Origin of the sequence: Vibrio sp. 10N.261.52.C2, from assembly GCF_041471425.1 — a bacterium.
Taxonomy (GTDB): Bacteria; Pseudomonadota; Gammaproteobacteria; order Enterobacterales; family Vibrionaceae; genus Vibrio; species Vibrio crassostreae_C.
In genome coordinates, this window is record NZ_JBFROH010000067.1 from 3,590 (window position 1) to 3,880 (window position 291).

General features: G+C 47.1%; 1 rRNA gene. It reads left to right on the plus strand.

What is annotated here, in order from left to right:
• Nucleotides 1-174: 174 nt before the first annotated feature.
• Nucleotides 175-290: ribosomal RNA gene (rrf, locus tag AB4307_RS20675) — 5S ribosomal RNA — on the plus strand.
• Nucleotide 291 lies beyond the last annotated feature (1 nt).

The window sequence follows — 291 nt, forward strand, 5'->3', positions numbered from 1 at the left end:
ACGTTGATAGGCAGGGTGTGTAAGTGCTGCGAGGCATTGAGCTAACCTGTACTAATTGCCCGTGAGGCTTAACCATACAACACCCAAGGGGTTTTGTGGACTCAGATGTACCAGACCTTGAATGCGTTTGAAGAGAAATAACTTTTAAATCAGTTTTCCGAATTTTAAAATTTGCTTGGCGACCATAGCATTGTGGACCCACCTGATTCCATGCCGAACTCAGAAGTGAAACACAATAGCGCCGATGGTAGTGTGGGGCTTCCCCATGTGAGAGTAGGACATCGCCAGGCT